The organism is Crocosphaera chwakensis CCY0110, from assembly GCF_000169335.1.
GTDB classification, from domain to species: Bacteria; Cyanobacteriota; Cyanobacteriia; order Cyanobacteriales; family Microcystaceae; genus Crocosphaera; species Crocosphaera chwakensis.
Genome location: NZ_AAXW01000114.1, coordinates 1 through 6,152, shown reverse-complemented (window position 1 = coordinate 6,152; position 6,152 = coordinate 1). Strand labels below are relative to the sequence as shown.

Genomic DNA, 6,152 nt, shown 5'->3' with positions numbered 1-6,152 from the left:
TAAGCCGATGTAGTCTCCCTAACCCCTTATTGCAGAGTGTTTCAGCATTCCATAAAATTTTCCTTAAGTTTTTAACTTTGGTAGGATGTGTTAAGTAATTATAAGGAATTGGAACAAAAGGCAATTCTCCCAAAAGATAGAGAGTTAATTTTTAGAGCAAAGTATTGTAATCATTATATTCTTAACGGTTCTTAATAAAAAGGTATGTATTTGTGTCCTATTACGAAATAGGTAAGAGCATCACTGATAAAATTAGTTGAATACCGTTCAATGCTAATTTCAAGATTACGGAGATAAGATTACTGATGTCCACCACCACATTATTACCCAATCAGACTGATATTTCTATGGACAATTATTGTGTATTTGGGTTAGCCACCTGCTTTTTAAAAGATGATGGAGAGTTTCATCAAGTTCGTGTCATTGAACCCATCCCCTCTGCTGCTTTAGAAGCTATTTTTAAAGGAATTCCCACATCTTATGAATTAGCTTGCGCGAAGTCTATTGGAGAGATTTTAACGGGGGAAACCTTGACCAAAACGGCAGAGTTTCCTGATGATGCTCAGTTTTGTGATAATTTTACCGAACGGACTTTTGCTGCTGTTAGAACTTATCAAACTCGTCCTGACGCTAAGTCTTTAATTCCTTTAGGAACAGTTAAAGAAGATTTGAATTTTTCTTTAGAGAAAAAGCGAGTTTTAAATGCAGTTAATGTGGTTAAAACAGAAGATAACGTTAAGCAACATTCTCATACTCATCAGGTTCTTTAACATCTGAGTTCGATTAAGACTCTCTGGTGGTTATTAACTGTCCACAGAGTCTGTTACCTCGAACTTACGGTTTATTCTCCCACACTAAGCTGATGCAAAGCAATTTGCTTACCAATACATTCAACAGCTAATCTAAGCGATCGCATAAGTTCAGACTGTTGATGATAATCTGCTGGTACTAAATTAGTTAACTGCTGACTTTTAGTTACTTTTTCACGATGTTCCCAATCTTGTGCAGTTGAGTGACTATAAAAAATGCCTAATGCAATCCCTCCATATTTATTGATAACTGTAAAACAAGGAATATCGGAAGTTCCATCTCCGACATAAATAACTTGATTAAGGGGAATATACAATTCTTCAAGGGACAAATCTTGGTAATTGTACATTAAATCTTGTTCGTTTTCTTCAGCATTTCCTTTAGAAAGATAGTATAAATAATGAGTTTTTTCTGTATGAGTCATTTGTTTTTTGAGAAATTCAATTTCTCCCTTTTCATCATAAGCAAGTTCGCACCCCCACATCTGCTTAAAATGTTTGGCAATAGAGGTATTACGAGCAATATCAACAAAACCGCCACTAATTAAATAAAATTCCACTTCAACCCCTTCAAGTACCTCTCTAGCTTTCTGTCGCAAACTATCAAACATTTCTGGAACGCCTTCAATTAAGTTCAATTTTTGGCCTATGTTAGCTAATCGCTCATAGGTAATTTTATCTTTGCTTTCTCTACGTTTTGATTCTTGAATTAAACCATAAGTTCTTGCTAAATATTTTTGCCATCCTTGAGCAACTAAGGGATTTACATATTGGTCTTCAAAGGCTTCAATGTCTAGCTGACAATCTTTTAACAAGACCTTAAAACTATCGTCGGGGATCAAAGTTTCATCAAAATCGAAGACGATTGCAATGCGATTAGAAAGAGGTTTAGTTGCGTAATTCATCTGTTTTTTTATAGATAATTGAATAATTAATATTTAGATTTGAGGTTGACATTTTCCTGCACGAATTAAGCCAATACGACGGGTGATCGCTTCTTCTTTGGAAGGGAAAGGCCCCCGATATGTTTCATTTTCTGGTACTTGATTATCATCCAGTTCGACAATTTCACATTGTTCTTTTTCTGTTTTAATAATGTACCAATTATTAGAAGACTTCATAAATTTTCTTGACCTTGTTTAAATCAATTAACCCTAGGCATTACCTACCTTACAATAATTATTATCTCAATCGTCCTGATCGCAAAATACTAATAATCAACCAAACTCCCAATAAACTAGCAGCAGCGAACAAAACACTACTAATTAACGATAATTCTTGAGTAGATGAACCAATTGAAATAATAGCAGCCCCCATAATTAATGAACCTAAAACAATACTAAATGAGAGACGATTTGCAGAGGCATCTACACTGCGTCTTAATGGTTCTAATTCTTTTAATCTGAAATTCCATTGTAGGGTTTCTGAAGATAATCTATCTAATAATATATCAATTTGTCGGGGAGTTTTGAGATAAATCGATTTGAGGTCTAAAACTGTTCTTAAACTGGTTTGTAAGGGGGTATCTCCGATTAATTGACGGCGGAATAAATCGGTCATTAAGGGTTTAATTTCATCGAATAAATTAATGTTAGGATTAAACTGTCTAGCTGCTCCTTCTAAATTGGCTAAACATTTAGCATAAAGTCCTAAATTCCCAGGGACTTTTAGCCTATTTTTACGGGCAATTTGGAGAATTTCATAGACTACTTCACTAAAGTTAAATTGAGACAAACTCAAGTCATAATATTTACGAAGTATTTGTTCATAATCATTGCGTAGCTTTTCTAAACTTTCGACTTTTCCTGATTCAGATAATTCAATAGTTAATTGAGTACATCCTTGGGCATCTAAATCGAAAATTGCTAATAATAATTCCGTTAAAATTTGTTGGGTTCTAGGGTCTAGTTTTCCTACCATTCCACAGTCAATAATGGCAATTCTACCGTCATCTAAATAGAAAATATTACCAGGGTGGGGATCAGCATGAAAAAAGCCATCTAAATACAGTTGTTGAAAAAATGCTCTAAATAGTAAAGTGGTAATTTCTTGTTTCTTTTTCTCAATAGATTTACGACTTTCAGGAATAGTTAAATCTGCTTGTAAAATGGGTTTACCATATAACCATTCTAAGACTAAAATTTTATCAGTGGTTAAGTTCCAATAGACTTTAGGGACAACCAATTCTTCTGGATTAAACCAACGACTTGTAGATAAATTTTTTCTGATTTTATCAGTATAATTTGCTTCTGTAATAAACTTTAATTCTGCTTTTATGGCTTGGGAAAATTCATCAGCAAGTTTAACAATATCGTAGTTTTGTCCAAATTCTGTTAAGGCGACTAATTCTGCAATTCCCTTAATTAAATTAATATCTTGCTCAACAATTTTATCAATTCCTGGCCGTTGAACTTTAATCGCAACTTCTTCGCCGGTTGTTAACGTGGCGCGGTGAATTTGTCCAATGGAACCAGCAGCGATTGGTTCTTGATTAATATGATTGAAAACTGATTCTATGGGTTGTTGTAATTCTTGACGTAGTAATATTTCAATAGATTCCCAAGACACAGGGGGAACATTAGCTTGTAGGGCGGTTAAGGCTTTAATATAATTAGGAGGTAAAATGTCAGGACGAGTGCTTAAAATTTGCCCTAATTTAACATAAAAAGGGCCTAATTCTACTAAAATATTGCGTAAAACTTCTGGCGGTGGAACTTGAGGATTTTCCGCTTTTCCTACTGTTAATAAACCTCGCATATAATCCCAACCATTACCGAGGACAACCTCAATAATTTCTCGTTGACGCGCACTGGTTTGAGTTAAGGAAAACATACAGTAATTCTCTTTACTTACTTAATTAAAACAAACTTTTATAACTATTTTAATTATTATAAGGGGTTTATTCAGAAAATGTTAATCTGCTATTAACGAATTTTCTAAGGGCTTAATAATATTAAGCCCCACATCTTATTTTTATATAATTTAACTGATCATAGCTTCTGAAGTTGTATTACTAATTACATACTTTTACAATAACTTATCTAATTGAGAATCTTTTTGCAATTCTTTGAGCAATTTTTTAATATCTTGAGTACGATTTTTATTAACAACAAGAGTTACATTTTTATCCCTGACAATGACTACATCTTCTAAGCCAATGGTAGCAATTACATCTTGATCATCACTGCTATAAATAATTGCTCCTTTAGTATCCAAAGTAACATGATTTCCTAATTCAATATTATTCCCATCACTATCAATTAAACGTTCTAAAGAATTCCAATCTCCTAAATCATCCCAACCAAAATTGGCAGGTAACACATAAGTTAATTCAGTCTTTTCCATTAAAGCGTAATCAATGCTAGTTTTTTCTAATTCTTCATAAGCAGCTTGGCCTTTTTTTTGTAGCGGTTGTAAAACTTGGGGTGCGTGTTTTTCTAACTCTTCTAATACCACACCGGCGCGGAAAATAAACATTCCACTATTCCAACTAAACTGGCCTGTTTCTAGAAAAGATTTAGCGGTTTCAATATCAGGTTTTTCAGTGAAACGGTTGACTTTATAGACTGGTAAATTGTCAAAACGATTAATTAAATTGCCTTGTTCAATATAACCGTAACCCGTAGAAGGATAAGTCGGTTTAATTCCTAATGTAACGATCGCTTTTTCTGCTGAAGCGAGTTGAGAAGCAGCGTTGAGTGTTTTTTCAAAATCATCGGTATTTTTAATCCAATGGTCTGCTGGAAAAAAGCCAATAACCGCATCCTTTCCATAGCGTTTAGCAATTTCTAGGGTTGTCCACGCAACCGCCGGGGCCGTGTCTTTTCCTTGGGGTTCCACTAAGAGATTATTATTAGGTAAATTAGGTAATTGTTCCCTAACCCCATCTGCAATAGGCCCTGCTGTAATTACCCAGAGATTATTCCAGTTGTCTGCTAAGGGTAAAAGACGCTGGGCCGTTGCTTGTAATAAACTTTCTCCACTCCCATCTAAAGATAAAAACTGTTTCGGACGATGACGACGGGACAGTGGCCAAAAGCGTTCTCCTTTACCACCAGCAAGGATGACAGGAATCAAAGGTTGAGTCATTGTTCTCTTTTGTTAATCAGGTTTCCCACTGATTGTATCCTGTTTAGAGAGTGTCTTTTGAATCTGAGGAAATTTCTTGTCCTACAGAAGAAGAGAAATGATTTGTTGTCTTTGTAACCGGGATAACTACCCATAACCCCGTTTTGGGGTCGCGGTAGGTACGAAAAGGGTTGGGTTGAAGGGGTTGTTCAGACGCTTTAGCCATAAAATTGTCGCCAATAACCTATTTACAGTTATTGTAAGTTTAAGAAAGAATACGCAAGGTGACCGAGATATCCCTAATATGGTGATTATGATCACGTCCCTCTCTCATCCTTAATATTACAGGATGTCAACCGTATAAACTGACAGAGTTATTGTAAAGATAGAATAAACTTGAGTTCGGAATTATAATTCTTTCGATAGTAATTGGTATCTGCTAACTGACGACTGTTCACTGTATAATATAGTACATATATATGGAAAACCCTTGCTCATGTCTCATCAGTCTAATTTACCGCTTTTAATGCTTATTGATGGTCATTCTTTGGCGTTTCGGGCCTATTATGCCTTTGCTAAAGCGAGAAAGGGGCCATTAAGAACATCGACAGGTATTCCTACCAGTGTTTGCTTTGGTTTTCTTAATTCTTTAATTCAGGTGATTAAGTTAGAAAATCCCCAATATATAGCTATTGCTTTTGATAGTAAAGAACCGACTTTTCGACATGAAGCCGATGTTAATTACAAAGCGGATAGAAAAGAAACGCCAGAAGATTTTATCCCTGATATTCTGAACTTACAAAGATTATTAGAAGCGTTAAATATAACGATTATAACTTCTCCTGGATATGAGGCTGATGATATTTTAGGAACCGTTGCAACAAAAGGAAGTGAAGCAGGTTATCGGGTGAAAATTGTTAGTGGCGATCGCGATCTTTTTCAATTGGTTAATGATGAGAATAATCTTAGTGTTTTATATTTAGAAAGAAATGCAGTCAAAAGTTCATCAGGAGAAGGTTATACAGAGTTTGATATTGATGCTGTAAAGGAAAAAATGGGCATTAAACCGACACAAGTGATTGATTATAAAGCGTTATGCGGTGATAAGTCGGATAATATTCCTGGAGTTAGGGGAATTGGTGAGAAAACCGCGGTTAAGTTATTAAGTGAATATGGAAGCTTAGAAGAAATTTATAACAACATTGAAAATATTAAAGGGGCCAATCAAAAAAAATTAAAAGAAGGAGAAAAAGACGCTAAACATTCCCAGTATTT

7 protein-coding genes are annotated in these 6,152 nt (G+C 34.8%); 2 read left to right on the top strand and 5 right to left on the bottom strand.

Translation table 11 applies throughout. The features are described 5' to 3' along the window. The first annotated feature begins 305 nt into the window (after positions 1-305). Positions 306-770, top strand: coding sequence for a hypothetical protein (locus tag CY0110_RS27180; RefSeq protein ID WP_008278876.1), 465 nt, complete (start codon positions 306-308; stop codon positions 768-770). A 71-nt stretch (positions 771-841) separates the two neighbouring features. On the opposite strand, the gene CY0110_RS27175 is transcribed toward CY0110_RS27180, so the two are convergent. From CY0110_RS27175 to CY0110_RS30630, 5 genes are all read right to left on the bottom strand, one after another. Beyond that, entirely contained in the window at positions 842-1,714 is an 873-nt protein-coding gene (locus CY0110_RS27175) for an HAD family hydrolase (RefSeq protein ID WP_008278875.1), read from the bottom strand. 33 nt (positions 1,715-1,747) lie between these two features. Then, positions 1,748-1,930: a hypothetical protein gene (locus tag CY0110_RS27170; protein WP_008278874.1), complete on the bottom strand. Its 183-nt coding sequence runs from the start codon at positions 1,928-1,930 to the stop codon at positions 1,748-1,750. 61 nt (positions 1,931-1,991) lie between these two features. Beyond that, complete coding sequence (locus CY0110_RS27165) at positions 1,992-3,641, bottom strand: ABC1 kinase family protein (RefSeq protein WP_008278873.1); 1,650 nt, start codon at positions 3,639-3,641, stop codon at positions 1,992-1,994. A 195-nt stretch (positions 3,642-3,836) separates the two neighbouring features. Beyond that, a complete protein-coding gene (locus CY0110_RS27160; protein WP_008278872.1) occupies positions 3,837-4,898 on the bottom strand; it encodes a mannose-1-phosphate guanylyltransferase in 1,062 nt (353 codons plus the stop codon). A gap of 43 nt (positions 4,899-4,941) precedes the next feature. Next, positions 4,942-5,103: a hypothetical protein gene (locus tag CY0110_RS30630; RefSeq protein ID WP_008278871.1), complete on the bottom strand. Its 162-nt coding sequence runs from the start codon at positions 5,101-5,103 to the stop codon at positions 4,942-4,944. Between the two features lie 270 nt (positions 5,104-5,373). Here CY0110_RS30630 and CY0110_RS27155 point away from each other — a divergent pair. Beyond that, the coding region (locus CY0110_RS27155) for a 5'-3' exonuclease (RefSeq protein WP_008278870.1) at positions 5,374-6,152 on the top strand (779 nt) is incomplete at its 3' end.

What these genes read in the sequence shown, in the direction of transcription:
- CY0110_RS27170 (WP_008278874.1), bottom strand. Translation starts at nt 1,930, where the DNA reads ATGAAGTCTTCTAATAATTGGTACATTATTAAAACAGAAAAAGAACAA.
- CY0110_RS30630 (WP_008278871.1), bottom strand. Translation starts at nt 5,103, where the DNA reads ATGGCTAAAGCGTCTGAACAACCCCTTCAACCCAACCCTTTTCGTACC.
- CY0110_RS27160 (WP_008278872.1), bottom strand. Translation starts at nt 4,898, where the DNA reads ATGACTCAACCTTTGATTCCTGTCATCCTTGCTGGTGGTAAAGGAGAA.
- CY0110_RS27180 (WP_008278876.1), top strand. Translation starts at nt 306, where the DNA reads ATGTCCACCACCACATTATTACCCAATCAGACTGATATTTCTATGGAC.
- CY0110_RS27175 (WP_008278875.1), bottom strand. Translation starts at nt 1,714, where the DNA reads ATGAATTACGCAACTAAACCTCTTTCTAATCGCATTGCAATCGTCTTC.
- CY0110_RS27165 (WP_008278873.1), bottom strand. Translation starts at nt 3,641, where the DNA reads ATGTTTTCCTTAACTCAAACCAGTGCGCGTCAACGAGAAATTATTGAG.